Source organism: Rathayibacter sp. AC451 (assembly GCF_979253095.1).
The window spans coordinates 1893043-1918314 of sequence record NZ_CEEDBD010000001.1 but is presented as its reverse complement, the minus strand read 5'-3'; the positions used below and the strand labels follow the sequence as shown (position 1 = coordinate 1918314).

Sequence of the window (25272 nt, the reverse complement as noted above, 5' to 3'; positions counted from 1 at the left end):
GCGCGAGCGCCGGGCAGGACGCGGAACGCCCGCGGGACGACGAGGTCCCGCGGGCGTTCCGTTCGTGCGACGTCAGGCGCCGCGTCACTCCGCCGCGCTGAAGCGCAGCAGGATCGTGCGGGCCTCGGGCCGCAGCTGGAAGTCGGGCCAGACGTCCGGGCCGCACGCCCGGGAGCCGAGGCCGTGCTGGGCGGCGTCGATCGTGAGGACCGAGCGGGTCGGCTGCGGCAGCTCGTGCGGGTGCTGCGCGGCGGAGATCTCCTGCGGAGTGTGCCGGGCGAGCGTGAATCCGGGCAGGCGTCCGTGCAGATCGCGCGCCGCCTCGATCCGGAGGCGCGGCGACCCCGCCTCGGCGAGCACCAGTTCGCGCACGGAGGAGCGGTGCCCGCTCTCCTGCGGTCGCGCGTACGGGGTCGTCAGCGCGTCGATCCCGGCCGAGAAGCGACCCACCCGGGCGGCGCGGAGGCTGTCGGGGTAGGACTCGAGCGGACCGGTGCCGAACCAGTCGGCGCGGTCGATCGAGGCGGGCAGCTCGAAGGTGAGCCCGAGGCGCGGCCAGACGAGGTCCCAGCGGCCGGTCGGCACGAGGTCGGCGCGGAGGATCACGGCGTCGCCGTCGGCCGTCCAGTGCTCGTCGAGCAGCAGGGCCGCGTCGAGGTCGGCGGCCGACCAACGGGTGCGGCGGCGGAGGCCGTCCGAGGTGTCGAGGCTCTCGAGGCGGGGGACGAGGCGGTCCAGGCCCGCCTCGCGCCAGCGGACGGCCGAGGACGGAGCGGGCACCCCACGTCCGTCGCCCGCGTTCGGGTCGCCGCTGACGTACGCCGGGAATCCGGCGCCCTCGTCGTTGTCAGTGGGGGCGCGCCACAGCTCGGCGCGCGGACCGTCGACGGCGAGGCCGGCCAGCGAGCGCAGCCGTCCGCCGCCGAAGCGGGCCACGGCGAGGGAGGAGTCGTCGCCCAGGGCGCCGCCGCGGCGGGCGCGCACCCACACGGGCTGCGGTGCCGCGGCCGAGAGCCGGCGCTGCGCGGTGTGCACGACGTGCCCCTCGGGGGCCCAGGCGGCCGCGGCGGCGAGGACGACGTCGACGCTCAGCCAGGTCTCCCCGTCGGCGGCGACCTCGACCGCGGGCAGCGGCACGGTCGCGGAGCCGCCCGCGGCGATCACTCCGGTCTCGAGCACGCCCTCGGCGGTGAGCCGGCCGTCGACCTCCGCGCGCCACAGCACGCGCAGGTCGGCGGTGGAGGCGTCGTGTCGGCGGTTCTCGACGACGACCGAGTCCTCGCCGATGCGCGTGCGCACGGGCGCGACGATCTGCTTCCACTCGAACAGGCCGGGACTCGGGGTGCTGTCCGAGAGGACCATGCCGTCCATCACGAAGTTGCCGTCGTGGACGACCTCGCCGAAGTCGCCGCCGTAGGCCCAGTACTCGACGCCGTCGGCGGTGCGGGCGCGGAGCCCGTGGTCGCGCCACTCCCAGACGAAGCCGCCGTGCAGGCGCGGGTAGCGCTCGACGAGGTCCTCGTACTGGTCGATCGCGCCGGGTCCGTTGCCCATGGCGTGCACGTACTCGCAGAGCAGGAACGGCTTGGAGCGCTGGCGCGCGGACTCGCCGGGGGAGCAGCCGAGCAGGGTGGTGCGCGACGCGTCGTCGCCGATCTGCTCGGTCTCGGGCACCGAGGAGTACATCCGCGAGTACACGTCGGTGTAGGCGCCGGTGTAGTCGCCCTCGTAGTGCACCGGGCGCTCGGGGTCGCGGCCGTGCACCCACGCCGACATGGCGGCGAGGTTCGCTCCGGTGCCCGCCTCGTTGCCGAGCGACCAGAGCACGATGCTCGGGTGGTTCTTGTCGCGCTCGACGGTGCGCTCGATGCGGTCGAGGTACGCCTCGCGCCAGGCGGGGTCGTCGCTCGGGTTGCCGGCCCAGCCCCAGCGCTCGAAGCCGTGGGTCTCGAGGTCGCACTCCAGGACCACCCAGAAGCCGAGCTCGTCGGCGAGGTCGAGCAGGCGCGGGTGCGGCGGGTAGTGGCTGGTGCGGATCGCGTTGACGTTGAACCGCTTCATCAGCGCGAGGTCCTCGCGGGCGGAGTCCTCGTCGAAGGCGCGCCCGCGGTCGGGGTGCGTCTCGTGCCGGTTCACGCCGTGGAAGACGACGCGCTCGCCGTTCACCAGGAAGCGGTCGCCGCGGATCTCGACCGTGCGGAAGCCCAGGCGGAGTGAGACGGTCTCGCCGGTGGAGGCGATCTCGGCGTCGTAGAGGCGCGGCGCCTCCGCCGACCACGGCTCGACGGCGTCCAGGGCGATCGGAGCGACGTCGTCGGCGCTCGCCCACTCGACGTCGACGCCGAGCTCGGGGACGCGCAGGACGACGGGGAACGCCGCGGGCGACGCGGTCAGCTCGGCGTCGATCGTGCCCGTGCCCTCCGAGTACCCGGTGCGGACCCAGACGTCCTCGAGTCCGCCGACGGGGCGGGCGAGCAGGTGCACCGAGCGGAAGATCCCCGGCAGCCACCACTGGTCCTGGTCCTCGACGTAGCTCGACGCCGACCACTGGTGCACGCGCACCACGACGAGGTTCTCTCCCGGGCGCACGGCCTCGGTGACGTCGAACTCCTGCGCGAGGCGGCTGCCGGATCCGATGCCGATCTCGACGCCGTTGACCCACACCCGGTAGCGCGACTCGACCCCGTCGAAGCGCAGGACGACCGCCTCGGCGTCGCCCCACGACTCCGGGACCTCGATCGTGCGGCGGTAGTCGCCGGTGGGGTTCTCGTCCGGCACGAAGGGCGGCTCGGTCGCGAAGGGGAACTGCACGTTCGTGTAGGCGGGGAGGCCGTAGCGGCCGTCGCCCTGCAGCACCCAGTGCGCGGGCACCGGGATCGAGTCCCAGGCGGAGTCGTCGAAGGACTCGGAGCCGACGTCGTCCACTCCCTCGCCCTCGGGGAGCACGTCGAGTCCGCCGAGGGTGCCGGGCGCGGCCGGCAGCAGGCGGAAGCGCCACTGCCCGTCGAGCGCGATCGAGGGGGCGTCGGAGTGGAGCCACGAGCGGGCCCGGCGGCGCAGGCCCCGCCCGGGGCCGGTGTCGGTGAGGTAGTGCTCGGGAGTCGAGGTCGGGGTCACTTCACGGAGCCTTCCGTCAGGCCGCCGCGCCGGAGCGCTGCGGCGCCGCGCGCCTCTGAGCATCCGAGCGGAGTCGAGCCGTCACGTCGTCGTGGGGGGACGCCTCCGCCTCGTGCGGCTACGCCGTCTCGGACGCTAGCACAATCTCGAGTAGACACTCGAATTTCGGTCCTCACATGGTGATGATCGAGATCACCGTCGGCCCCAGGACCGCGATGAAGAGGACCGGCAGGATGAACAGCATGAGCGGGAAGAGGATGTTGACGGGGATCTTCATCGCCTTCTCCTCCGCGCGCATCCGGCGCTTCAGCCGCATCTCCTTCGCCTGCGTCCGCAGCACCCCGCTGACCGAGACTCCGTAGACGTCGGCCTGCACGATCGCGCGGACGAAGCTGCGCAGGTCGGGCACCGACGTCCGCAGCTCCAGCGCGCGGTAGGCGTCGCGCCGCGTCATGCCGACGCGCATGTCCTGCAGAGTGCGCACCAGCTCCTCGGCGAGAGGGCCCTTGCCGTTGTCGCCCGCCCGGGCCATCGCGGCCTCGAAGCCCAGTCCGGCCTCGACGGCGATCAGCATCTGGTCGAGGGTGTCCGGGAGCTCGAGGGCGATCGCGGCCTGCCGCTCGAGCCCGCGGCTGTGCAGGAGCAGATCGGGCACGAAGTACGCCACGACCACCACCACGACGAGGAGCAGGACGAGGATCGGCGGCGGCTGGCGCGCGATGACGAGGGCGGCGGCGCCGGCGGCGAGGAGCATCAGGAGCGGCTTCGCGAGGATCACCCGGCCCAGCGGCCAGGAGGCGGGACGGCCGGCGTGCGCGTGCAGCCGGTCGAGCCGGCGGAGCGCACCGGGCAGCAGCAGCCTCCCCGCGATCCGCTCCAGTCGATCGGCGGCCGAGCGGGTGTCGACCGCCTCCTGGACGAGCCCCTGCATCAGGTTGCGGCGAGCGGCGCTGCGCTCGGCCCCCGCGGGTGCCAGGGCGGCGAAGAGCAGGGGCAGTGCCGCCAGCAGGCACAGGGAGGCGAGGAGCACGATCCGGTCCTCTCAGAACTTGAAGCTGATGACGCGGCGCATCCAGAGGCCGCCGATGAGGAACATGATCGCGGCGACCACCATCAGCACGTAGCCCAGCCAGTGCTCGGTGAACTTGCCCACGTAGCTCGGGCTGGTCAGACTCAGGACGCCCAGGACCACGAACGGCAGCGCCATCAGGATGTAGACGGACATCTTGCCTTCGGCCGCGAGGGCCGAGACCTGGCGGCGGATCTGGTTGCGCTCGCGGATCGTGTCGCCCACCTGGTCGAGCACCTCGGCCAGGTCGCCGCCCACCTCGCGGTGGATGCCGATCGCCTGCCCGACCCAGCTGAGGTCCTCGCTCCGCATCCGCTCGGCCGTCTGGGCCAGGGACACGTTCAGGTCGCGCCCGAGGCGGGTCTCGTTCACGATGCGCGCGAACTCCTCCGCCGTCGGCGCCTCCGACTCGCGCGAGGCGGCGTCGATCGCGCGGAGCAGGGAGTGACCGGCGCGCAGCCCGCTCGCGAGCAGCTGGAGGGTGCCGTCGAGCTGGTCGGCGAACCGGCGCCGACGGCGATCGGCGAGGATCCGCAGGAGGGCGACGGTGACGCCCAGGACGACCGCCACGAGCAGGACGCTGAGGAGAGCGGAGCCGGCGAGCAGCCCGAGCAGGAAGGCCACGACGGACGCCGCCGACACCAGGATCAGCAGCTCGGAGGGCGACTGCGACAGCCCCGCCTCGCGCAGCGCGTCGGCGAGCCGCTCGGCCCAGCCCCGCCGCGTCAGCGCCGCCGAGATCGCCTCGCTCGTCGAGCGGGTCAGCTGCGAGAGCCCGGAGTCGCCGGCGCCGGCGTCGGGACGCCGCCGCTCGACGGGGAGCCGCGGAGTGGAGGAGCCGAAGACCCCGAAGACCACGACGAGCACGGCCGCGTAGCAGAGCACGACCCCCAGGACCGCGATCATCGGCGCTCGCCCGGGACCGGCAGGGCGAAGACCCGCGGCGACACCTCGATGCCCAGCTCGGTGAAGCGGTCGAGGAAGCGGGGCCGCACCCCGGTCGCGACCGGGCCGCCGAGGATCCGGCCCGAGGAGTCCACTCCGGCGTAGTCGAAGACGAACGCGTCCTGCAGCACGACCACATCGCCCTCCATGCCCTGCACTTCGGTGACGTGCGTGACGCGCCGGCTGCCGTCGCGCATGCGGGTGAGCTGCACGATGACGTCGACCGCCGAGGCGATCTGCTCGCGGATCGCGCGGAGGGGCAGGTCCATCCCCGCCATCAGCACGAGGGTCTCGGAGTCGCGAGATGGCGTCGCGCGGCGAGTTGGAGTGGACGGTCGACAGCGAGCCGTCGTGACCGGTGTTCATGGCCTGCAGCATGTCGAGCGCCTCGCCGCCGCGGCACTCGCCGACCACGATGCGGTCGGGCCGCATCCGGAGGAGTTGCGCAGCAGCTCCCGGATCGAGACCTCGCCGCGCCCCTCGATGTTCGCCGGCCGGCTCTCGAGCCGAACCACGTGCGACTGCTGGAGCTGCAGCTCCACCGCGTCCTCGATCGTGATGATGCGCTCGCCGTGCGGGATGAAGGAGGAGAGGACGTTGAGCAGGGTCGTCTTGCCCGTGCCGGTGCCGCCCGAGACGATGATGTTGAGGTGCGCGCGCACGCACGCGTCGAGCAGCTCGGCCATCTCGGACGTCACCGAGCCGAAGCCGATGAGATCCGACACGGTGAGCGGGTCGCGGGAGAACTTGCGGATGGTGAGCGACGACCCGTTCACGGCGAGGGGCGGGATGACGGCGTTCACGCGCGAGCCGTCCTCGAGCCGGGCGTCGACCAGCGGGGACGACTCGTCGATGCGGCGCCCGACCCGGGTGACGATCTTCTCGATCACCGCGCGCAGCTGCGCCTCCGAGCGGAACCGCGTGCCGCTCAGGGTCAGCCGGCCTCCGCGCTCGACGAAGATCTGCTCGTGCCCGTTGACCATGATCTCGGTGAGTGTCGGGTCGTCGAGGAGGGGCTGCAGCGGTCCGAAGCCGAGCACGTCGTCGGCGATCTGGGCGACGAGGCGCTGACGCTCCTCGGGGGTGAGCGGGGCGGACTCGGCGTCCACGATCTCGCCCAGGATGTCGCGCGCCTGCCCGAGCAGGTCCGACTCCGCGAGCGTGGGGTCGTTCAGCCGCGAGCCCATCCGGCGGAAGAGCTCGTCGCCGACCCTGCTCTTGAGGGCGAGCAGTCCGTCGACCCGCTCGCGCTCGTCCTGCTGCCGGTCCGTCTCGGGATCAGGAGCGGGAGCGGGCTCGGGGGCGGGCGGCGCTGCGGCGACGGGCTCGTACGGCGCGTCGCGCGCGGCGTGCCGGGAGGCGAGGCGTTCGGCGAGGCTCACTGGATCCTGACCCTTCTCTGCTGTGCGGCTCCGTCGCTGCCGGTGAACGCGCCCGCGAGCCGGGTCAGCAGCACGGCCGCTCGGGAGCGGCGCTTGGCGAGGAGCAGCGGTCGACCCGTGTTGGTCGCGAGCGCGAGGTCGGCCGAGCGGGGCAGGACCGCGGTGACCGACATGCGGACCGTGGCCTCGATGTCCTTCACCGTGATGCCCGACTTCTTCTCGGCGAGGTTGACGACCAGGTGGCGGTTCTCGGGCAGGAGGCCCAGCTCCTCGAGCACGGTCAGCTCGCGGCGGAGCCCTCGGACCCCGGGGACGTCCATCGCCGTGACGAACAGCGCGTCGGTCGCCACCTCGAGGGCGGCGAGCGTGTGATCGGTGAGCCCGGCCGAGGTGTCGACGACGACGGTGGCGAAGTCGGACGAGAGCTGCCGCAGCAGGTGCGTCACCGCCTCGGACGAGATGCGGTCGGCGTCGGCGGGGTCGATCGGAGCGGCGAGGGAGTAGAAGCCCGCCTCGTGCACGGACAGGTAGGCCTTGAGCACCAGCAGGTCCGAGGACGCCGCCGGGCCGACCGCGTCGCGGAGGGTGTGCACCGGATCCAGGCCCAGCGCGCTCGCGACGTCGCCGAACTGGGCGTCGAGGTCGACGAGGACGGTCGAGAGCGGAGCGGCACTGCCGAGGGCGACGGCCAGATTGACCGCGAGCGTGGTCTTGCCCACCCCGCCCTTGGGCGAGAGGACGACGATGACCTTCTTCTCCCGACCGCCGCGGGGGGCCGTGGGACGATCGCCGATCCGCGCCTGCGCGGCCCGGCTCGATCGGCGGATCACGTCGCCGAGGGAGTCGTCGTCGGCGTCGGGAGAGAGGACGTCCCGGATGCCGGCCCTCATCGCGGCGACCGCGAGGTCGGGGTCGGGCTCCGCGACGAGGACGAGCGTGATCCGCGGGAAGGCGGTGTCGAGGGCGGCGGCGAAGCGCAGCGCCGTCTCGCGCTCGATGCCGGGGCCGATCAGGACCACGTCGACCGGGTCCTCGCCGGGCGGCGGGAGGATCGCCTCGGGGCGCAGCCCGGTGGCGGAGGCGGGGAGCGCGGTGACCCCGGAGCCGTCGTCGACGAGGGCGGCGGTCACGCGGTCGACGAAGGGGGCGGCGTCGGTCACCGCGAGGAAGCGGGTCACTGGAGGAGCTCCTCGGGCGTGATGATGCGGGTGCCGTTCGGATCCGTGCCCTCCGGCTGCTTCGTCAGCCAGATCGACGCGTACTGCGCCGCGTTCACGAGGAGCTCCGCGTCGGCTCCGTTCACGGCGAGCGTCACGTAGACGGACGCGGGGGGTATGGGCACGGTTCCGCTGGTGTCGCCCTCCGCCGTCGTGCCCAGTCCCTGCAGCGTCGTCACGAGGACCTTCTGCAACCGCATGTGGGTCTGCGTCCCGACGGTGAGCACGACTCCGACCGTGTCGCCGGGAGCGAGACCTCCGCCGAGGACGCGCTCGGGGCTGAGCAGCACGGTCACCTCCTGCAGTCCGGCGGGGACGTCGACGCGACCCGGGACCTCGAGGGCATCGGGTGACACCATCCGCACGGTCAGCAGCTGCTCCCCGGTCACCAGATCGACCGAGGTGACGAGGCCGCCGAGGCCGTCGAGCGTCGTCGCGGCGCCGAGGGCGACGGCCGCTCGGGGGAGGGGCTTCACCTCCAGGTACTCGGACAGCTGCTCGGAGGGGAGTGCCGGCGGGAGCGTCGCGGGAGAGCACGAGGACGTCGACCGGCTGCTGGCCCTCGAGAGCGCGCTGATCGGCGCCCCTCGTGTAGAGGGTCACGGCGATCACGCCGATGACGGCGAGCACGAATCCGAGGATCGCGAAGAGGATGCGGAGCTTCACGGGGCAGGGGGTCCTAGTCCGACAGAGTGATGATGGACGCGCCGAGGTCCGCGCCGCCGAGGCTGAACGCGTCGTCGAGCGAGACGAAGGTCGTGAACTTCCCGATGATGCCCTTGCAGGTGCCCTTGCACCCCGCGCCCGGATAGGTCTGGTTGTTCCAGCTCATGCCCGGGAAGTTCCAGCCGAGCACCTGGAAGGCGGCGAAACCGCTGATCGTGTACCAGCCGCTCGACCCGGTGCCGCCCTTGTCGGAGTAGACGGGGAGGAGCACGGTCGTGCCGCCGAGCTTCGACAGCTGGGCGGCGCAGCCGGGGGGCAGGCTGACCCCGGTGCTGCCGGAGACGGGCGCGGGCTTCGTGGTGTCGACCCTCGCCTTGCAGGTGCCCACAGGATCGCGCAGCCAGCCGAATCCGCCGGGGAGGAGCTGTCCGGAGGGGCTCGTGGTCTGGCAGGCGGTGCCGCCGGAGTCGCCGTGCATGCTGATGACCTGGATCGCGCCGTCGAGGCGGAAGACGCACGGCGCGAAGGCGAGGGCGAGAGCGGCCGGACCGGCGGCCGGGCTGCCCCAGGAGGATGTGGCGGACGCGTCCGCCTGCAGGGAGTCGATTCCGAAGACCGGCGCGAACACGGTCGCGAGGGAGCCGGCACCGGTGGCGTCGTCCTCCGCCGATGTCGTGACGCGCACGGACGTGGCGGTCGGGAACGTCGCGGCGGAGCCCGACGCTCCGTCGCCGGCATTGGCGTCGGCGTAGGTCGCGGCGAGCGCGACAGCCGCCGCTTTCACTGCTGTCGTCGTGCAGGGGGTCGTCGCGCAACTCTGCGCCACCGCGAGGGCTGCTGCGTCGGCGCCGTTCTGCAGTTCGGCGCGTTCGACGTTGAGCCGGGCGATGTCGATGGCGAGAGCGGCGCTGGCCAGGACGACGACCATGGCGACCGCGACGACGATCGAGACGGCACCCCGCTCGTCCGCGAGCCCGCGAGTCAGCCGCCGCACCGCATCGCCGCCTTCCCGGTCAAGGTGATGCTGTCGCCGAAGAGACCCGTCATCAACCGGTAGCTGTAGGTGATCGTCGTCGTGCTGCGGGCACCCGCGGTGCAGGTGGCCGGCGAGACGGATATCTGGGCATCGGCGAGGGCGGGGGACAAGTAGAAGGCCGAGTCCTTGACGGCATTTCTCGCCGCCGCGGGATCGTTGTGCAGCGCCATGCTTCTCGCACCCTCTCGGGCGGCATTGGTCAAAGTCGTCTGCGCGGTGAAGAGCAGTGAGAACTCCACTATTCCGACGAGGATGACCATCAGAATAGGGAGGAGTATCGCGAATTCGAGAGCGACAGCACCGTCTTCTTCTCCGAGTCGTCTGTTCATTCGAGACCTCAGGATCGCGAAGACGGGACGGCGTCGCGGGAGAGTGCGACGCCGTCCCTCGGGGGGTGGACTACTCGGCGGCGGGCGCGTCCGGCAGCTCGTCGCTGATGCTCTGGAAGATCCCGGCCAGCTGCGGGCCCAGGAGGACGACGACTCCGATGATGACGACGGCGATCAGGCCCACCAGCAGGCCGTACTCGACAGCGGTCGCGCCCTTCTGCTCTTCGCGCAGGCGGTCTTTCGTCGTGGTGACGAGAGTCTGAAGAGTGATGAGGAGAGAGAGCATGGTGAACCTCCGAGATGGGGTGAGCGAGACCGGTTTACAAGGGGAGCAGGAATTCGACGACCCAGTGTGAGACCGATCGTGCGAATACCAGTGGTGCTGCTGCAGAGAAGGGGCCGGATCACGGGGGTGATCGAGAGCCCGCCGAATAGATTCGGCCGTATTCATTTCTGCGGCATCACTGATGATAGAGAGATCACCCGGCTCGTCTCGTACCCTTCCGGGGGACAAAGCACTTGACGATCCGTCCCTCCGCCTCAGGGGGAGAGTGCGAGCACCACCACGGCCCCGGCGAGCATCATCGGACCGAAGGGCACCGGCGTCCCGCGCCGGGCGCGACCCGTCAGCAGCAGCACCGCCGCGGCGAGGGCCGCGAGTGCGAACCCGGCGGCGGCGCCCACGAGCAGCTCGTTCCAGCCGCGCGATGCGAGCATCGTGCCGATCACCGCGGCGAACTTCACGTCGCCCATCCCGAGTCCGCCGGGCGAGATCAGCGCCAGCACCAGGTAGACCGCGAACAGCGCCAGCCCGCCCAGCAGTGCGCGGAGCCCGTCCCCCGGCCGTCCATCGACGACGCTCGCGATCAGGACGAGCAGTCCGCCGACCGCGATCGCGGGGACGACTAGGACGTTCGGCAGCAGCCGGTGCCGGAGGTCGATCGAGGACAGGTGCACCCCCACGACCGTGAGGAGCACGAGGGCGGCGAGCACGGCGCTCGGGGGGTTCGTCGCCGTGAGCGCCGCCGCTCCCACGGCGCTCGCGGCTCCGGTCGCCACCGCGACGGCGGGGGAGGAGCGACCGGGCGGCAGGCCCCGCTCGACGCGGGGGACGCGCCGGAGCACGGCGTCGAGGAGGGCCCCCGCGACGAAGGCGACGAGGGCCGAGATCGCGACGAGAGCGGCGGTGGCGGGCATGCGCCCATCCTGCCCGTGTCCTCCACCCGGACTCGGCGCATTCCCGGCTTGGCGGTGCAGACTCGCGGCGGCCGCGCGCGGGAGACCCCGCGGTCCGCCGGCGGTGATACGCCGGCGAGCGGGAGAGCGAGACCGTTCCACCGCCACACGGGAGCCCCCTGGCGTGAGACCCCGGGGGGCTCCTCCACTCCCTCCGGATCGCCCCTACTTCACCGAGCCCTCGGTCAGCCCCCCTCGCCAGAAGCGCTGCAGCACGACCATCGCGATCGCCAGCGGGATGATCGACAGCAGCACGCCGCCGGTCGTCAGCTCGTAGAACTCGGGCAGGCGGTCGACCTGGCTGAGCCAGTTGTTGAGGCCGAGCGTGATCGGGAACAGCTCGGTGTCCGACAGCATCACCAGCGGCAGGAAGTAGTTGTTCCAGATGCCGACCAGCTGGAAGAGGAACACGGTCACCAGCGCCGGGGTCAGGATGCGCAGCCCCAGGGTGTGGAAGATGCGCAGCTCACTCGCCCCGTCGATCCGCGCCGCCTCGATGATCGCGGTGTCGACCGTCGCCTGCGCGTAGATGCGGCAGAGGAAGAGGCCGAACGGCGAGACCAGCGAGGGGATCAGCACGCTCCAGTAGGTGTTCGCGATGCCCATCTGGCTGAAGAGCAGGAACAGCGGCAGGGCCGTCGCCGTGCCGGGCACGAGCACGCCCGCGAGGATCGTGCCGAAGACGAGGCGGTTGCCCCGGAACTCGTACTTCGCGAGCGCGTAGCCGCCGGCCGCGGCGAGGTACGTCGCGAGCAGGGCGCCGACTCCGGCGTAGAGCACCGAGTTGAGGAACCAGCGGACGAAGATGCCGCCGTCGTAGGTCAGCACCTGGCCCAGGTTGTCCCAGAGGGCGAAGGTCGGGGCGAACCAGAAGCCGTAGGTGGCGAAGAGGTCCTCGGTGGTCTTCGTCGCCGCGACCACGACCCAGTAGACGGGGACGAGGAAGTAGACCGCGACGACCACGAGGATCCCGGTGACGATGATCGTGGAGGCGCGGTTGCGGCCGGCCGAGCGGTCGGGGCCGCGACCCGACTTCACGGGACGGTTCGCGGTGACCACCCCGGTGGTCGTGGGCTGCACGGTGTCGCGCGTCGCCTGGCTCATGAGGACTTCCTGTTCGAGATCGAGAGGAACGTGAAGGAGAGGACGAACGCGACCAGGGCGATCAGCACGGCCTGCGCGGCGGCGACGTTGTAGTCGTTGTAGGCGAAGGCGGTCGTGTAGGCGCTGAGGTTCGGCGTGTACTGGCTGTCGATCGCGGGCGCGACGGTCTTGAGGACCTGGGCCTCGGCGAAGAGCTGCAGGGTGCCGATGATCGAGAAGATCGTGGTCAGCACGAGCGCCGGGCGGATGAGCGGCAGCTGGATGCTGCGCGCGACGCGGAACGTGGACGCTCCGTCGACCTTCGCCGCCTCGTACAGCTCGACCGGGATCGCCTTCAGCTGGGCGACGATGATCAGCATGTTGTAGCCGGTGTAGCTCCACAGCGAGATGTTCGCGATCGACCACAGCACCGAGTCCGCGCCGAGGAAGTCGGGCTCGAGGCCGACCACGTTCGCCGCGTCGATGATCGGGCTGAGCCCGGGGACGTAGAGGAACGACCAGAGGATCGTCGCGATCACTCCGGGCACGCCGTAGGGGAGGAAGTACGCCGCGCGGAAGAAGCCGGGGAACCGGGCCGAGGCCGACTCGAGCATGAGCGCGAGCACGGTGCAGAGCGCGATCATCACCGGCACCTGGACGATGCCGAAGAGGAACATGCGGCCGATCGACGCGATGAAGTTGCCGTCGGCGAGGGCCTGCGCGTAGTTCGAGAACCCGGCGAACTCCGTCGTCACTCCCGCCTCGCCGAAGAGCCCCGAGCGGGTCACCTTCGTGAAGCTCGAGCCGATGGCCACGACGATCGGGAGGAGGAAGGTGAGGACGAACAGGGCGAGGAACGGGGCGAGCAGGATCCACGGGGCGCGCCCCACGGCTCCGTTGCGCTTGCGGTTCCCGGTGTCGCCGGTGGCCGCGATGGCGGCTGCGGCGGGGGAGGTCGTCGTGGTCATGCGGAGGCCTTCCTGATGCTGAGGCCCTTGTTCTCGAAGACCGTGATGATCTGCCTCTCGGCCTCGGCGACCGCGTCGACGAGGCTGGTGCCGGACGCCTTCTTCCGGAAGCCGTCGCTGAGGATGTTGAAGGACTGCTGGGTGACCGGCCACCAGGACCAGTCCGGGTTCTGCTGCTGCGAGGCGGGCACGAGGACCTCCTCGGTGTAGTTCTGGCCCGAGAAGAACTCGCTCGGTCCCTTGCGCGCCGTGCCGATCTCGCCGACCGCGGGAGACCAGCCGATGCCGCTGTTCGCGATCATCGCGTCGATGCCCTCCTGCGAGGTGGTCATCCAGACGGCGAACTCGAGCGCCTCCTTCGGGTGCGCGCTGCTCGCGAAGACGGCGGCCGTCGAGCCGCCGAGGAAGCTCGAGCCGAAGCCCGAGTCGCCCCAGACGGGCATGGGCGCCGCGCGCCATTTGCCCTCGCCACCGCTCACGCCCTGGATGAGCGCGTCGCCCCAGCTGCCCGTGGTGCAGGAGGCGATGCCGCCCGTCGCCGCCGCCGCGAACCACGCGGGGGAGTAGGCGCCGTAGCCGGTCTCGACGAGGTCCTGATCGATCGCGGTGTCGAAGAAGGAGGCGACCTGCGTCGTCGCCTCGTCGGTCATGTCGATGACCCAGCCGTCCTCCTCCGCGGTGAGCCACTGCGCACCGGCCTGCGTGGCGAAGGCCGCGAAGACGGAGGCGTCAGCGAGGGGGAAGCAGTCGATGTAGGAGTCGGCGCCGCGGAGCTCGGTCGCCACGGCGGCCCAGTCGTCCCACGTGCGCGGCGGCTCGGCGCCCACGCGTCCGAGCACCTCCGGCTGGTAGAAGAAGGCCATCGGACCGCTGTCCTGCGGGATCCCGTAGACGCCCCCGGAGTAGCTGACCTGTCCCCAGAGGGTCGGGTCGTAGAGATCGGCGTAGTCGGCTGCACCGTAGCGGTCGAGGTCGACCAGCCCGTTCACGAGCATGAACTCGGGCAGCGAGCGCAGCTCGACCTGGCCCAGGTCCGGTCCGCCGCCGGCCGCGAGGGCCGAGTACAGCTTCTGGTAGCCGCCCGCGTTGCCGCCGGGGATCCAGACGGCGTCGACCTGGACGTCCGGATGCGACGCGTTCCAGACGTCGCAGACCTTCTGCAGGTCCTTCAGCCAGGCCCAGTACTGCAGGCGGATCGGTCCGCTCGCGGCCGGGATCGCCGGCGCGGTGTTGACCGAGGTGGTGCCGGGGGTGGCGCAGGCCGCCAGCGTCCCGAGTGCGGCCGAGCCGAGTCCGGCGGCCATGAGCTGTCTCCGTGTGAACGGCTTCACTGTCCCTCACTTCGTCGTGGGTGGGTGCCCGGGAGGTCTCCCGGCCCGGTGGGTCGGACGCTATCACAAAATCGAGTGGCTGCTCGAAATTGGTGGGAGCGCGGTCGGAGCGCGAGGTACGCTGTCCGCCTGAGGGCGGCATCCGCTCTCGCTCACAGTGGAGGGACCCGTCGTGTCTGAGACCGTCGAACCCGTCCGCCCCCGCCGCGGGCCCTACGCCAAGTCGGCGCAGCGCCGCCGCGCGATCATCGAGGCGGCCCATGCGGTCTTCGCCTCCCGCGGCTACGCCCGGGGGTCGCTGCAGGACGTCGCCGACCGGGTCGGCCTCAGCCAGACGAGCCTGCTGCACTACTTCCCGACCAAGACCGACCTGCTGCTGGCGGTGCTCGAGCACCGCGACGAGATCACCGGCGACGGCTCGTCCCCGCCCGACCCCGGCGAGAGCATGGTCGAGGGGATCCTCCGCCAGACCCGCTACAACGAGACGGCACCCGGAGTGATCGAGCTCTACGCGGTGCTCTGCGGCGATTCGACGACGGCGGATCATCCGGGTCGCGAGTTCTTCGCCCGGCGCTTCCGGTCGCTCCGCCAGGGGTACGCCGACGACCTGCGCGCCCTGCAGGCCGAGGGGCGGCTGCGCGAGGGGGCCGACCCCGACCGGGTCGCCGCGTCGATCATCGCGCTGTGGGACGGGATCCAGCTGCAGTGGCTGCTCGAACGCGACGCGGTCGACATGGTCGCGTGCCTGGCGGACTACCTCGACCTGATGGTGTCGCCGCCGCCCCGCTGACCAGGCTCTAGGCTCCGGTCATGGGGACGACCTGGAACGACACCGGCTGGATCTGGATCGGCTTCGCGCTCGTGACCGCGGGGCTCGCGGAGCAGAAGGGGCGCTCGCGCTGGCGCTGGTTCGTGCTGGGCCTGCTGCTCGGGCCGCTCGCGCTGGCGCTGGTCGTGATCTGGGCGAGGCCCGAGCCGGGAGTGGTCACGGACGTCCGCTGGAACTTCGCGATCGGAGCGGGGGTCGCGGCCGTCGCGCTGCTGCTCGTGGCGGTGGCGTCGAGCCTGTGGCTCCTGCTCGTGCCGGCGGTACTCGCGGCAGTCGTCGCGGGCCTGCTGGCCTGGCTCAGCCGCCGCGTGCCGTACGAGCGCCTCCCGCGCTGACGGCTGGTGCTCGGATGCGAGGGAACCCCGGACCGTCGAGGGAACCAGGTGCTCCTGGCGGTCTCGACGGTCCGGGGTTCCCTCGGCGGGTGGAGCCCTACGGCAGCAGGCGCGACGGGCCGCGGAAGAGGTAGGTGACCTCGCGCAGGTTCGCCTGGTGCAGCATCAGCATGATCACGCGGGAGAGGCCCATGCCGAAGCCTCCGTGCGGCGGGACGCCGTAGCGGAAGAAGTCGAGGTAGAAGCCGAGCTCCTCGGGGTCGAGGCCCTTCTCGCGGGCCTGCTCGACGAGCACGTCGACGCGGTGCTCGCGCTGCGCGCCGGTCGAGATCTCGACGCCGTTGTAGATCAGGTCGTAGCTGTTGGTGATCGCCGCGTCGCCCTCTCGGCGCATGTGGTAGAACGGCCGGATGCTCGAGGCGTAGTCGGTCAGGAACACGAAGTCGTGCCCGAACTCCTCCTTCACGTACGCCGCGATGCGGCGCTCGCCCTCGGGATCCATGTCGTCGTCGGCGCGGGGCACCTCGTAGCCGCGCTCGGCGACGATCCGCTTGGCCTCGGCGAGGGGGATGCGCGGGAACGGGGTCGTGGGCACCTCGAGGTCGATGTCGAAGAGCGCCTTCACCTCGGCGCCGTGCTTCTCGACGACGGCGGTGAGGCCGGCGACCATCAGCTGCTCGTGCAGCTCCATGACGTCCTCGTGCGACTCGATCCACGAGACCTCGGAGTCGACGCTCGTGAACTCGGTGGCGTGACGGGAGGTGAAGCTCGGGTCGGCGCGGAAGGCCGGCCCCACCTCGAACACCTTGCCCAGCCCTGCGGGCTGCGCCATCTGCTTGAAGAACTGGGGGCTCTGCGCGAGGTAGGCCTTGGTCTCGAAGTACTCGACCTCGAACAGCTCGGCGCGCGACTCCGACGCGCTCGCCATGAGCTTGGGCGTGTGGATCTCGATGAAGTCGTTGTCGATCCAGTAGGTGCGCAGGGCGTGCTCGAAGGTCGTCTGCACGCGGGCGATGAGGTTCTGCTCCGGGCGGCGGAGGTCGAGGAAGCGCCAGTCCATGCGCTTGTCGATGCCGGAGTCGGGGGCGATGGGCGCCTCGGGGATCGACGCGGCGACGATCTCGAGCGTCTCGAGCTTCACCTCGATGCCGCCGAGCTTCACGCGCTCGTCGTGCTTGAGCTGACCCGTCACCGTGACGAAGGAGCCCTGGGCGAGGCCCGAGATCTCCTCGGTGATCGCGAGCTTCGCGGCGGCGACCTCGTCGCCCTCCTCGGCCTCGCGGACGGCCGGGTTCACCAGCTGCACGGCGCCGGACTCGTCGCGGAGGACCACGAACTGCACCTTCTTCTGGTCGCGCACGGTCTCGACCCAGCCGGACACGCGGACGGGTCCGTCCTCGAGCGCGGCGAGCTTCTTGACGGTGGTTCGGGGGAGGCGGGTCTCGTCGGTCACGGTAGGGGAGTCTACCCGCGGGGCGGCGAGGCGGCCGAGGGCGACGGGTAGCGTCGGAGCATGAGCACCGCACTGATCACCGGAGCGTCCACCGGCATCGGAGCCGCCTTCGCGCGGGCGTTCGCGAGCCGCGGCTGGAGCCTCGTGCTCGTCTCGCGCGACGAGGCCCGGCTCGAGGAGGCGGCCGCAGCGTTCCGCGTGCTCGGCGCCCCGGACGTCGAGGTGCTGCCGGCCGACCTGACCGATCGGGAGCAGGTGGAGCGCATCCGCAGCAGGCTCGTCGATCCGGAGCGGCCGGTGCGGGTGCTCGTCAACAACGCGGGCTTCGGGATCGACGGCAGCTTCTCGGAGCCGGACGTCGCGGCGCAGGACGCGGCGTTCGAGGTGATGGTCCGCTCGGTCGCGGTGCTCTCGGGCGCGGCCGCCGAGGCGATGACCGCACGGGGCCGCGGCGCGATCCTCACCGTGGCGAGCGTCGCGGGCTTCGTGCACCTGGGCCCCTACTCCGCGATCAAGGCGTGGGCGACGGCGTTCACGCAGTCGCTCGCGGTGGAGCTGCGCGGCACCGGCGTCCGGGCGGCGGCGCTGTGCCCGGGCTGGGTGCGCACCGAGTTCCACGAGCGGGCCGACATGGACACGTCCGCCATCCCCTCCTTCCTCTGGCTCGACGCCGACGCGGTGGTCGAGGAGTTCCTCCGCGACGTGGCCCGCGGTCGGGTCGTCTCGGTGCCGTCGTGGCGCTTCGGGGTGCCGGTCGCCGTGGTGCGGCAGCTGCCGGACGCCCTCGTGCGCCGGCTGTCGGCGGCGGTGCTGGCCCGCCGCTGAGCACGTCGCGCTGAGCACCCGTTCAGCGTCCGCCCAGGACTGCCGTTCCCGGCGTTCCCCCACGCGGCGTTCCGTACACTTGACGCTCGTGGTTGCCGATCAGATCCATCTCGTGCGGCACGGCGAGGTGTTCAACCCCGACCGGGTCCTCTACGGACGACTCCCGAGCTTCCGACTCTCGGACCTGGGCCACCGGATGGCCCGCGCGGCGGCCGACGACCTGCTCGAGCGGCGCCGTCACGTGACGACGCTCGTCGCCTCCCCGCTCCAGCGCACGCAGGAGTCGGCGCAGCCGATCTCGCAGGCGTTCGAGCTCGAGATCACCAGCGACCCGCGGGTGATCGAGCCGAGCAACCGCTTCGAGGGCAAGTCGCTCGCGGCGCGCAGCTCGGCACTGCGCAACCCGAAGCACTGGCCGTGGCTGCGCAACCCGTTCGAGCCCAGCTGGGGCGAGCCCTACCTCTCGATCTCGGCGCGCATGTACGCGGCGATCGAGTCGGCCTGGCAGGGCACCGCCGAGGGCGACGCCGTGATCGTCAGCCACCAGCTCCCGATCTGGACCGTGCACCGCGCCCTCGCGGGGGAGCGGCTCTTCCACGACCCGCGCAAGCGCCGCTGCGCGCTCCCGAGCATCACCACGATCGAGCGCCGCGGCGACGGCTTCGTCGAGGTCGGCTACACCGATCCCGCCGCGGGCCTCCAGGGCCTCGCGACCGACGTGGGCGCCGTCTGATGCGCCGACGCCTGCTCTCCGTGTCCGCTCTCGCCCTCGTCGCGGCCGTCGTGCTGACCGGCTGCACCCGCGACCAGCTCGCGGAGGACTACCGCAAGGGCGACAACAAGGGCTACATCTCGGGCGACGGCACGATCACCGAGATCGACGAGGCCGACCGCTCCGATCCGATCGTGTTCGCGGGCACCGATGAGAACGGCGAGGCGGTCGATTCGGCGGACCTCGCCGGCCGGGTCGTCGTCGTCAACTTCTGGTACGCGAGCTGCGCCCCCTGCCGGGCGGAGGCGGCCGACCTCGAGTCGGTGAACGCCGAGTACGCGGGCCAGGACGTCTCGTTCGTCGGCGTCAACGTGCGCGACCAGGCTCCCCAGGCCGCCGCCTTCGCGAAGACCCACGGCATCACCTACCCCTCGATCGTCGACGTCGACGGATCCGCGCAGCTCGCCTTCAGCGGCACCGTGCCGCCGAACGCGGTCCCCACCACGCTCGTGCTCGACCGCGAGCACCGCGTGGCCTCGCGGATCCTCGGTCAGCTGCAGGAGGCGTCGATCCTGTCGACCCTCGTCGGCGACACGCTCGCGGACGCGGAGTAGCGCCGTGGGCGAGATCGTCATCAGCGGTCAGCTGCTGCTCGCGGTGCCGATCGCGCTCCTCGCGGGGCTCGTGTCGTTCGCCTCGCCCTGCGTGCTGCCGCTCGTGCCCGGCTACCTCGCGTACGTCGGCGGCTTCACCGACGCCGACGAGCGCCGCGCCCGCGGCCGCAGCCGGGTGCTGCTGGGCGTGCTGCTCTTCGTGCTGGGCTTCTCCCTCGTGTTCGTGCTCTACGGAGCGGCCGCCGGGTCGATCGGATTCTGGATGAGCCGCTACAGCGACGTCATCACGCGCGTCCTCGGCGTCGTCGTCATCGCGATGGGCCTCGTGTTCGTGGGCCAGTTCTCGTTCCTCCAGCGGACGCTGCGCCCGAGCATCCGCCCCGCGACCGGCCTCATCGGCGCTCCGCTGCTGGGCATCGTGTTCGGCATCGGCTGGACGCCGTGCCTGGGCCCCACTCTCAGCTCGATCCTCGCGCTGGGCCTGGGTGCGGGCTCGCCCTGGCGGGGGGCGCTGCTCGCGCTGATGTACTGCCTGGGCCTCGGCCTCCCGTTCCTCCTGGTCGCCTTCGGCTTCAGCTGGGTCACCTCGACCCTCGCATTCGTGAAGCGCCACATCCGCGCGGTCAACATCATCGGCGGCGTCGCGCTCGTGGTCATCGGACTCCTGATGGTCACCGGCGTCTGGAACGCCCTCGTCTACGGAGCCCTCGGCGAGGTGATCTATGGCTTCCAGCCCGCGATCTGAGCGCGGTGACGTCGACGAGCAGAAGCGCGCCGACGCGAACTTCCGCCCGTCCGACCACTACGACTCCGCTGCCGACACGATCACGCAGCCCACGCTCGGCCTCGTCGGCTGGCTGCGCTGGATGTGGCGCCAGCTCACGAGCATGCGCACGGCGCTGTTCCTCCTCCTGCTGCTGGCGATCGCGGCCGTGCCGGGCTCGCTCGTGCCGCAGCGCTCCTCCGACCCCAACGGCGTCACCCAGTACTTCGTCGACAACCCCGATCTGGCGCCCCTGCTCGACCGGGTGCAGGCCTTCGACACCTACACGTCGGCCTGGTTCTCGAGCATCTACCTGCTGCTGTTCGTCTCGCTCATCGGCTGCATCATCCCGCGCACCAAGCACCACTTCGAGGCGATGCGCTCGCGCCCGCCGAAGACGCCGGTGCGCCTGCAGCGGCTCGCGGGCTACACCGTCCGCGAGGTCGAGGGTGCGACGGCCGAGGAGGCGGTCGCCTCCGCCGACGCCGTGCTGCGCCGCGCCGGGTACCGCGTCGAGCACTACGACGACCCCCGCGGGCGCTGGAGCAGCGTGTCGGCCGAGCGCGGATACCTCCGCGAGACCGGGAACCTCGTGTTCCACTCCGCTCTCGTCGGGATCCTGCTGGCCGTGGGCATCGGCGGCGGCTTCGGCTACAGCGGCCAGCGCGTGCTCGTCGAGGGCGGCCAGGGCTTCGCGAACAATCTCGCGGCCTACGACTCGTTCAACCCGGGGCGCTTCTTCGACAGCGGCTCGCTGGACCCGTACCAGCTGACCCTCGACGGGCTCGACGTGGAGTACGTCACGGAGCCGGGCGACGCGTTCGGGCAGCCGATCGACTTCACCGCGAACGTCACGACCACCGAGCGCGGCGGCGGCAGCGAGGAGCGGACCGTCAAGGTCAACGAGCCGCTGGCGATCGGCGGCACCAACGTCTACCTGCTCGGCAACGGCTACGCCCCGACCATCACGGTGCGCGACCCGTCCGGCACGGCGATCTTCACCGACTCGGTGCCGTTCCTCCCGACCGATGCGAACCTGACCTCCGTCGGAGTGGTGAAGGTGACGGACGGACTCGCCGAGCAGATCGGCATGACCGGCTTCTTCTACCCTACGCAGCAGGAGGGCGCGACCGGCGCGTCGTCGTCCATCTTCCCGGACCTGCAGTACCCCGTGCTCTCGCTCAACGTGTTCGCCGGGAACCTGGGCCTGGACGAGGGCGTGCCCACGTCGGTCTACGTGCTCAACACCGACACGCTCACCCGCCTCACCGGCGGCGACACCGGGGTGGCGTCGCTGACGCTCAAGCCGGGGGAGACGGTCGACCTGCCGGACGGCCTGGGCACCGTGACCTTCGAGAACGTGGGAGCCGATCCGGACGTCGTCGGGACCGACAGCGTGCGCCGGTTCGCGTCGTTCGACATCCACCACGACGCCACCCAGGGCTGGGTGCTGGTCTTCGCGATCCTCGTGCTCGCGGGCCTGCTCACGTCGCTGTTCGTGCCGCGCCGGCGGGTCTGGATGAAGGCGACGCCCGCCGAGGACGGCGGGCTGCGGCTCGAGTACGCGGGGCTCGCCCGCGGCGAGGATCCGCAGCTGGTGCGCGCGGTGCGCACGATCGCCGATCGGCACGCTCCGCTCGACTGAGAGCCTGCCGGGGGAGGCCGAACCTGTGCATCCGTGCAGGGGCGGTTCGAAGGAGCGTCGCCTATCCTTGTCCGGTGATCGAGACCCTCTCCCAGTACTCGGTGCTGACCCTGTCCTCGGCGATGGGCGTCTACGCCCTCGCCTTCATCTTCTTCGCGATCGACCTGGCCCGCCGGTCCTCGCTCGCGGACGGGGAGTCGCTCGGGGTCGTCCAGGAGGCCGAGCGGGTCGCCTCCGTCGCCGCCGCCGACAGGGCCGCGAGCGGCAGGGCCACCGTGGCGTCCGGAGGGACGGGCCGTCCCACCGCGACGCTCTCGCGCTTGGGCAGCCGTGTCGAGGACGAGGTCTACAACGCCCCCGCGCGCTCCAAGACCATGCGCATCGGCTTCTCGCTGACACTGCTGGCCTTCGTGCTGCACGCCGCCGCCGCGGTGCTGCGCGGAGTGGCGGCGGGCCGCGTGCCGTGGGCCAACATGTACGAGTTCTCGCTCACGGGCACGCTCATCATCATCGGTGTGTTCCTCGTCGTCCAGCTGCGCTGGGACCTCCGCTTCCTCGGCGCCTTCATCACCGGTCTCGTGCTGGTGCTGCTGGGCATCGCGACGGTCAACTACTACGTGGCCGTCGTGCCGCTCCCGCCGGCACTGCAGTCGTACTGGCTCGTGATCCACGTGCTCGTCGCGATCCTCGGCACCGCGTTCTTCGCCCTGGGCTTCGCGCTGTCGGTCACGCAGCTGCTGCAGGCCCGCCGCGAGGGGGCGGAGGAGAACCCGCGCTCCGTCCTGCGGTTCCTGAAGACCCTGCCCAGCGCGCTCACGCTCGAGAACCTCGCGTACCGCGTCACCATCATCGGCTTCATCCTCTGGACCTTCACGCTCATCGCCGGCGCCGTCTGGGCCGAGAAGGCGTGGGGCCGCTACTGGGGCTGGGACACCAAGGAGGTCTGGACCTTCATCATCTGGACCATCTACGCCGGCTACATCCACGCCCGGGCGACCCGCGGCTGGCGCGGCACCCCGTCGGCCTGGCTCGCGATCATCGGCTTCGCGGCCGTGATGTTCAACTTCGGCGTGGTGAACGTGTTCTTCAAGGGGCTCCACGCGTACTCCGGACTGGACACCGGAATGTAGCTCCGAGCAGCACGAACGAGGCCGAGAGCCCCGGGTCACCGCAGTCCTGCGGATCCGGGGCTCTCGGCCTTCGTCGTGCAGGCGTCCCGGCGTCAGGCGTTCGAGACGATCACGTCGACGAGGTGCGGAGCGAATGGGTCGTCGAGGGCGAGCACGAAGCGCGTGCGCGAGCCCTCCGGATGCACGTCGCGGTAGATGCCGCGGAGGTCGGGGATCGTCTGCCCGCGGCCGGGGCCACGGGTGGCGTCGACCTCGACGGGGACGCGCGGGGCGGAGGCGACTCCGACCGCGTCGAGGGCGATCGCGGCGGCCATCGGGTCGTGCATCGCGGCGGTGCGCTCGCCGAAGTGGCCGACGTAGAAGTCGAAGTAGTAGTCGAGCGCCTGCCCGATCGCCTCCGAGAGCGGATCCCCCGACTGGAGCAGGATCGCGCGGTGCTCCTGGGTCATCAGGTGCCGCATGGTGACGTCGAGCGGCACGAGGGTGAGGTCCCAGTCGGCGGCGACGACCTCGGCGGCCGCGGCCGGGTCGTGCCAGATGTTCGCCTCCGCCACGGCGGTCACGTTGCCGGGGACCAGGGCGGCGCCGCCCATGACGGTGACGGAGTGCAGCAGTCCCGGCAGCTCCGGGTGCTTGCGCAGCGCGAGGGCGATGTTCGTCAGAGGGCCGACCGCGATCAGCCGCAGCTCGCCCTCGTGCTCGCGGGCGAGGCGGAGGAGGAGATCGGCCGGGTCCTCCTCGACCGGGTCGGCACCCTGCGGCAGCTCGACGCCGCCGATGCCGTTCTCGCCGTGCACGTGCGGGGAGCCGCCGGAGTAGGGCTCCTCGAGGAAGTCGTGGGCGCCGACGGCGACGGGGACGTCGGTGCGACCGGCGAGGGCGAGCAGGCCGAGGCTGTTCACCGCCGCCCGGCGGGCATCGGTGTTGCCGCTGACCGTGCTGATGCCGACGAGGTCGGCGAGAGGGGACCGCAGCAGGTAGGCGAGGGCGAGGGAGTCGTCGATGCCGGTGTCGCAGTCGAGGAAGACGGGGACGGTGGGTGCGGTCACGGGGCTCCGATGCTCGAGGAGGAGGGGGTTCGGCCCGGGCATCGGCGACCGGGCCGCTCCATTCTCGCGCAGTGCACCACTCGGTTCACGCCGGCGGGTCGGCTGCGCGCTCGCGGGCGAGCGACAGCGCCCGGACGACGTGCGGCGACCACCGCTCGAGGGACGCCCGCTCCTCGGCGAGGCGGGGCACCTTGACCCACTCGCGGAGCGTCCGGCGGCCCATCACCACCGGCAGAGCGCTGCCGTCGGCGACGAGGTCGAGCGTCTCCTCCCGGGTCAGCTTCACCACCAGGTGCTCGTCACCGCCGAGGAAGCAGACGATGACCCCCTGGAACCGGATCGCGGGGGCGCCGAACATCGTCGCGATGTCGACACCGTCGATCCCGCTCGCCTCGATCAGGTCCTCGAGGAGGGCGCGCCGGTGCGCGAGGGTGCCGCCCGGTCCGGTGCTCATGCCGCGAGGGTAGCGCCGCGCCGCCTCCGGGCGCAGGCCGTGCGGGATCAGAGGAGGTCGTACGCCCCACGGAGCCGGTCGCGCCACCAGGCGAGACGGTCCGGAGAGACGGCGTGCCGCACGAGCAGCTCCTCCGAGACCTCGACGCGCTCGACGGGGATCGCGCCGTCGACGGGTCGCAGCGGCCGCTCGGTGACGTCGGCGGCGAGGAGGGAGGCGGTCCCGAGTCCGCAGTCGTACGGCAGCTCGGGCAGCGCGGCGGCGAGGGCGGCACCCATCGCGAGTCCGACCGAGCTGTCGAGAGCGCTCGACACGACGGCCGGCAGTCCGGCCTCGGCGGTGATCGCCAGGGCGCGGTGCACGCCTCCGAGCGGCTGCGCCTTCACCACCAGCAGGTCGGCGGCTCCGGCTCGCGCGACGGCGAGCGGATCCGCGGCCTTGCGCACGCTCTCGTCGGCGGCGACGGGGATGCCCATGTACTTCACGCGCTTCCGGAGCTGCGCGAGCTCGTCGACGCTCGCGCACGGCTGCTCGACGTACTCGAGGTCGTACTCGGCGAGGGCGTGCACCGCGTGCTCGGCCTCGTCGACGTTCCAGCCGCCGTTGGCGTCGACCCGGATGCGCCCCTCGGGACCGAGGACCCGGCGCACCTCGGCGACGCGCGCGACGTCGTCGGCGAGGGTCTGCCCGCGCTCGGCGACCTTCACCTTGGCCGTGCGGCAGCCGTGGTAGCTCGCGAGGATCGCCGCGACCTCGTCCACGCGGACGGCCGGCACGGTCGCGTTCACCGGGATGCGGTCGCGCAGCGGCGCCGGCAGCGGGGTCCAGCCGTAGTCGAGGGCCGCGCGCAGCCAGGCGGCCGACTCCTCGGCGCCGTACTCGAGGAACGGCGAGAACTCGGTCCACCCCTCAGGTCCGCGCACCAGCGCGATCTCGCGGTGGTCGACTCCCCGGAACCGCGTCAGCAGGGGCAGAGCGACGACGCGGAGTCCCGCGTCGACCTCGTCGAGGGTGGGGAGGGCACGGGTGGGCACGACGTCGTCCATGCCGCCATCATCCTCCGCACCGGCTGCGCGGTCGCCCG

24 protein-coding genes and 1 pseudogene are annotated in these 25272 nt (G+C 71.7%); 8 read left to right on the top strand and 17 right to left on the bottom strand.

Annotated elements, in window-relative coordinates; translation table 11 throughout:
• Window positions 1-84: 84 nt before the first annotated feature.
• The 13 genes and pseudogenes from AC0CID_RS09185 to AC0CID_RS09125 all read right to left on the bottom strand — a co-directional run bounded on the left by AC0CID_RS09185 (window position 85) and on the right by AC0CID_RS09125 (window position 14379).
• On the bottom strand, window positions 85-3117 hold the full coding sequence (locus AC0CID_RS09185) for a glycoside hydrolase family 2 TIM barrel-domain containing protein (protein WP_465226556.1): 3033 nt from the start codon (window positions 3115-3117) through the stop codon (window positions 85-87).
• 172 nt (window positions 3118-3289) lie between these two features.
• Complete coding sequence (locus tag AC0CID_RS09180; protein WP_465226555.1) at window positions 3290-4147, bottom strand: type II secretion system F family protein; 858 nt, start codon at window positions 4145-4147, stop codon at window positions 3290-3292.
• Between the two features lie 12 nt (window positions 4148-4159).
• Window positions 4160-5092 carry a type II secretion system F family protein gene (locus tag AC0CID_RS09175; RefSeq protein ID WP_465226554.1) on the bottom strand — a complete coding sequence of 311 codons (933 nt, stop codon included), beginning with the start codon at window positions 5090-5092 and terminating at the stop codon, window positions 4160-4162.
• Window positions 5089-6513: pseudogene (locus AC0CID_RS09170) on the bottom strand (CpaF family protein). Before AC0CID_RS09170 ends, AC0CID_RS09175 begins: the two are co-directional and overlap by 4 nt.
• Window positions 6510-7691 (bottom strand): AAA family ATPase, encoded by a 1182-nt coding sequence (locus AC0CID_RS09165; RefSeq protein ID WP_465226553.1) that lies wholly within the window; start codon window positions 7689-7691, stop codon window positions 6510-6512. Before AC0CID_RS09165 ends, AC0CID_RS09170 begins: the two are co-directional and overlap by 4 nt.
• Entirely contained in the window at window positions 7688-8206 is a 519-nt protein-coding gene (locus tag AC0CID_RS09160) for an RcpC/CpaB family pilus assembly protein (RefSeq protein ID WP_465226552.1), read from the bottom strand. Before AC0CID_RS09160 ends, AC0CID_RS09165 begins: the two co-directional genes overlap by 4 nt.
• Window positions 8207-8409: 203 nt before the next feature.
• Window positions 8410-9390, bottom strand: coding sequence for a pilus assembly protein TadG-related protein (locus AC0CID_RS09155; RefSeq protein ID WP_465226551.1), 981 nt, complete (start codon window positions 9388-9390; stop codon window positions 8410-8412).
• Window positions 9378-9761, bottom strand: a complete 384-nt coding sequence (locus AC0CID_RS09150; protein ID WP_465226550.1) for a TadE/TadG family type IV pilus assembly protein — start codon at window positions 9759-9761, stop codon at window positions 9378-9380. The genes AC0CID_RS09155 and AC0CID_RS09150 overlap by 13 nt, the downstream gene beginning before the upstream one ends.
• 70 nt (window positions 9762-9831) lie before the next feature.
• The gene (locus AC0CID_RS09145; protein WP_465226549.1) at window positions 9832-10047 is read right to left on the bottom strand and encodes a Flp family type IVb pilin; all 216 of its coding nucleotides are present in this window, start codon (window positions 10045-10047) and stop codon (window positions 9832-9834) included.
• 254 nt (window positions 10048-10301) lie between these two features.
• On the bottom strand, window positions 10302-10958 hold the full coding sequence (locus AC0CID_RS09140; RefSeq protein ID WP_465226548.1) for a prepilin peptidase: 657 nt from the start codon (window positions 10956-10958) through the stop codon (window positions 10302-10304).
• Between the two features lie 204 nt (window positions 10959-11162).
• Window positions 11163-12101, bottom strand: coding sequence for a carbohydrate ABC transporter permease (locus AC0CID_RS09135; protein WP_465226547.1), 939 nt, complete (start codon window positions 12099-12101; stop codon window positions 11163-11165).
• Window positions 12098-13048, bottom strand: coding sequence for a carbohydrate ABC transporter permease (locus tag AC0CID_RS09130; RefSeq protein ID WP_207405480.1), 951 nt, complete (start codon window positions 13046-13048; stop codon window positions 12098-12100). The genes AC0CID_RS09135 and AC0CID_RS09130 overlap by 4 nt, the downstream gene beginning before the upstream one ends.
• Window positions 13045-14379: an ABC transporter substrate-binding protein gene (locus AC0CID_RS09125; RefSeq protein WP_465226546.1), complete on the bottom strand. Its 1335-nt coding sequence runs from the start codon at window positions 14377-14379 to the stop codon at window positions 13045-13047. The genes AC0CID_RS09130 and AC0CID_RS09125 overlap by 4 nt, the downstream gene beginning before the upstream one ends.
• 172 nt (window positions 14380-14551) lie before the next feature.
• Between AC0CID_RS09125 and AC0CID_RS09120 the strand changes: the two genes are divergently transcribed.
• Both AC0CID_RS09120 and AC0CID_RS09115 read left to right on the top strand, forming a co-directional pair.
• Window positions 14552-15169: a TetR/AcrR family transcriptional regulator gene (locus AC0CID_RS09120; RefSeq protein ID WP_465226545.1), complete on the top strand. Its 618-nt coding sequence runs from the start codon at window positions 14552-14554 to the stop codon at window positions 15167-15169.
• Between the two features lie 20 nt (window positions 15170-15189).
• Entirely contained in the window at window positions 15190-15543 is a 354-nt protein-coding gene (locus AC0CID_RS09115) for a hypothetical protein (protein WP_465226544.1), read from the top strand.
• A 97-nt stretch (window positions 15544-15640) separates the two neighbouring features.
• On the opposite strand, the gene aspS is transcribed toward AC0CID_RS09115, so the two are convergent.
• Complete coding sequence (gene aspS, locus AC0CID_RS09110; RefSeq protein WP_465226543.1) at window positions 15641-16996, bottom strand: aspartate--tRNA(Asn) ligase; 1356 nt, start codon at window positions 16994-16996, stop codon at window positions 15641-15643.
• 60 nt (window positions 16997-17056) lie between these two features.
• Between aspS and AC0CID_RS09105 the strand changes: the two genes are divergently transcribed.
• The 6 genes from AC0CID_RS09105 to ccsB all read left to right on the top strand — a co-directional run bounded on the left by AC0CID_RS09105 (window position 17057) and on the right by ccsB (window position 22685).
• Complete coding sequence (locus tag AC0CID_RS09105) at window positions 17057-17821, top strand: SDR family NAD(P)-dependent oxidoreductase (protein ID WP_465226542.1); 765 nt, start codon at window positions 17057-17059, stop codon at window positions 17819-17821.
• Between the two features lie 88 nt (window positions 17822-17909).
• The gene (locus AC0CID_RS09100) at window positions 17910-18554 is read left to right on the top strand and encodes a histidine phosphatase family protein (RefSeq protein ID WP_465226541.1); all 645 of its coding nucleotides are present in this window, start codon (window positions 17910-17912) and stop codon (window positions 18552-18554) included.
• 20 nt (window positions 18555-18574) lie between these two features.
• Entirely contained in the window at window positions 18575-19147 is a 573-nt protein-coding gene (locus AC0CID_RS09095; protein ID WP_465226540.1) for a TlpA disulfide reductase family protein, read from the top strand.
• A 4-nt stretch (window positions 19148-19151) separates the two neighbouring features.
• A complete protein-coding gene (locus AC0CID_RS09090) occupies window positions 19152-19892 on the top strand; it encodes a cytochrome c biogenesis CcdA family protein (protein WP_207405466.1) in 741 nt (246 codons plus the stop codon).
• Entirely contained in the window at window positions 19870-21555 is a 1686-nt protein-coding gene (gene resB / locus AC0CID_RS09085; RefSeq protein ID WP_465226539.1) for a cytochrome c biogenesis protein ResB, read from the top strand. The genes AC0CID_RS09090 and resB overlap by 23 nt, the downstream gene beginning before the upstream one ends.
• A 74-nt stretch (window positions 21556-21629) precedes the next feature.
• Complete coding sequence (ccsB, locus tag AC0CID_RS09080) at window positions 21630-22685, top strand: c-type cytochrome biogenesis protein CcsB (RefSeq protein ID WP_465226538.1); 1056 nt, start codon at window positions 21630-21632, stop codon at window positions 22683-22685.
• 92 nt (window positions 22686-22777) lie between these two features.
• Here ccsB and AC0CID_RS09075 read toward each other — a convergent pair whose 3' ends face one another.
• The 3 genes from AC0CID_RS09075 to AC0CID_RS09065 form a co-directional block, all read right to left on the bottom strand.
• Window positions 22778-23734 (bottom strand): nucleoside hydrolase, encoded by a 957-nt coding sequence (locus AC0CID_RS09075; RefSeq protein ID WP_465226537.1) that lies wholly within the window; start codon window positions 23732-23734, stop codon window positions 22778-22780.
• An 85-nt stretch (window positions 23735-23819) separates the two neighbouring features.
• Window positions 23820-24188, bottom strand: a complete 369-nt coding sequence (locus AC0CID_RS09070; protein WP_465226536.1) for a hypothetical protein — start codon at window positions 24186-24188, stop codon at window positions 23820-23822.
• 47 nt (window positions 24189-24235) lie between these two features.
• Complete coding sequence (locus tag AC0CID_RS09065; RefSeq protein ID WP_465226535.1) at window positions 24236-25234, bottom strand: o-succinylbenzoate synthase; 999 nt, start codon at window positions 25232-25234, stop codon at window positions 24236-24238.
• Between the last annotated feature and the right edge of the window lie 38 nt (window positions 25235-25272).